Genomic DNA, 2,129 nt, shown 5'->3' on the forward strand with positions numbered 1-2,129 from the left:
GCCTGGGGATTCGTGGGCCTGGTGTGCCTGCTTTTGCTGGCCGGCGGCATCGCCGGGCTGGCCTCCGGCTAGGAGGGACTCGTCGAGGTCTCGACCAGGCGGTCGAGCGCCTTTCGGGCCCGGCCGCTGTCAAGCGACTCCCGCGCCACCACCAGGGCCGCGGCCCAGTCATCCGCCCGGCCGGCCGCCAGGACCGCTGCAGCCGCATTGAGCAGTACGACATCCCGGCGCGGGCCGGGCTCACCGTCGAGCACCTGCCGCAGCAGGTTGGCATTTTCGGGCGGCGTCCCGCCCAGGAGGTCCTCGGGGCGCGATCGGCTCAGCCCGAGCTCCAGCGGGTCGAGCTCGTACTCGGTGACCTGGCCATCTTTCAGCTGGAAGACGCGCGAGCGGCCCGTGGTCGTGAGTTCGTCCAGACCATCCTCGCCGTAGAAAACCAGGGCCCGCTCATGGCCGAGGTCTTTCAGGACCCGGACCATCAGCGGCGCCAGTGGGGCCGCCCCAACACCGAGCGCCTGCCGGCGCACCCGGCCTGGATTCGCCAGCGGACCCAGGACGTTGAAGATCGTCCGCACGCCAAGCTCCTTCCGAGCCGGACCCGCGTGGCGCATCGCCGGATGAAAGGTGGGCGCGAAGCAGAAGCCCATGCCCGCGATCTCGATGCATCGCCGGACGCCGCCGGCGTTGAGCGTGATGTCGACGCCGAGCGCCTCGAGCACGTCGGCACTGCCGCATCGGCTGGACGCCGCGCGGTTTCCGTGCTTCGCCACCGGGATACGCGCCCCCGCCGCGACGAGCGCGGCCGCGGTGGAGATATTGAACGTCCCGGCGCGGTCGCCGCCGGTGCCGCAGGTGTCGATCGCCCCCGCCGGGACCTCGAGCGGCGTCGCGTGCGCCCGCATCGAGTCGACGAAGCCAGTCATCTCGTCGACGGTTTCGCCCTTGGCTCTAAGCGCGATCAGCAGGCCGGCGAGCTGCCCGGTCGTGACTTCTCCTGCCATGACTTGGTCCATGACGTTGCGCGCCTGCTCGCGCGTGAGGGCCTTCCCCCCGAGCAACTGTTCGAGCGCCTCGGGCAGCGTCACGGGCGCGGGTACTGGTAGGCCGCGGGCGTGGCCATGACCAGGAGGGCAAGCAGCATCCGGTAGCAGGTCTGGAAGTCGGCCGTCTGGTAACGGACCGTCCGCCCACCGGCTCGCTGGACCTCCGGAAGCTCGACGCAGAGATCGGCCATGTTGGCATTCATCCAGTCGATTTCGAGGGTGAAGGGTCCCTTCGGCTGGTACAAGGGCCGGCCGGCCCGTTCGGCGTAGGCGCGGTAGGCGCCCGCCTCGATCCGCCGGCAAGCCTCGGCCGGGTGCAGCGAACGGGCCGCCTGCCGGCCGAGCGCCTCCTTGACCACGACACCTTCGATGCCGGGTAGCTCCGCGCTCGCCTCCTCGATCGTGGCCCGGTCGCCCGTGATCAGGGCGGTGCGCACGCCGTACGTCCCGGCCAGCGCGGCGTTCAGCGTGGCCTCGCTCTGCTCGCGGCCGTTGATGCGCAGCGAGTAGACGGTGCGACCTCCGTAGGTGTGGTCCATGATGGCGTGCTCGCGTCCCACCGATGCGTGGTAGCCGACGAAGAAGGCGACTTCGAAGGTCGGGTCAAGCCCGGCCCCCATCGAGTACGGCTTGTCCGCGCCACTGATGAGCTCGACCCCTTCGTCGAGCTCGTCGAGCACGAAGTTGCGCATGTCGCCGTGCGAGTCATTGACGACGAAGCGGCTGGCGCCGGCACGCCTCGCCCCGGCGACGGCGGCGTTGGTCTCCGCTGTCATCAATTTGCACGACAGCGGGTATTCCGGCATCCCCCGCATCACCTGCTGCAGGTGGACGATGCCGGCCATGCCCTCCATGTCGACGGAGATGAACACGCCGTTGCGCTCAGACGATGCAGACCGCGGGCTGGTAGCCAAAGCGCTCCCATTCTAGGGTCGGTCGGAGAAGGCCCCACCCGACCCTCCCCTGGAGAGGGAGGGAAACTTGCTCAAGTTCACATCTTGGGCAAACGTTTGCACTTCCGGGCACCCGGCGCGGGAGGGGGGAAGTGGGGTCCTGGTTCCGGGGGGCTTGGAACAAGAACCCCAC

The 2,129-nt window shown here is 69.5% G+C and carries 2 protein-coding genes; both read right to left on the reverse strand.

The features are described 5' to 3' along the window. Positions 1-68: 68 nt before the first annotated feature. Entirely contained in the window at positions 69-1,085 is a 1,017-nt protein-coding gene (gene trpD, locus VGV06_18850) for an anthranilate phosphoribosyltransferase (GenBank protein HEV2057203.1), read from the reverse strand. Further along, positions 1,082-1,915 (reverse strand): M55 family metallopeptidase, encoded by an 834-nt coding sequence (locus VGV06_18855; GenBank protein HEV2057204.1) that lies wholly within the window; start codon positions 1,913-1,915, stop codon positions 1,082-1,084. Before VGV06_18855 ends, trpD begins: the two co-directional genes overlap by 4 nt. Positions 1,916-2,129 lie beyond the last annotated feature (214 nt).

This window comes from Candidatus Methylomirabilota bacterium (assembly GCA_035936835.1).
In the GTDB taxonomy this organism is placed as follows: domain Bacteria; phylum Methylomirabilota; class Methylomirabilia; order Rokubacteriales; family CSP1-6; genus AR37.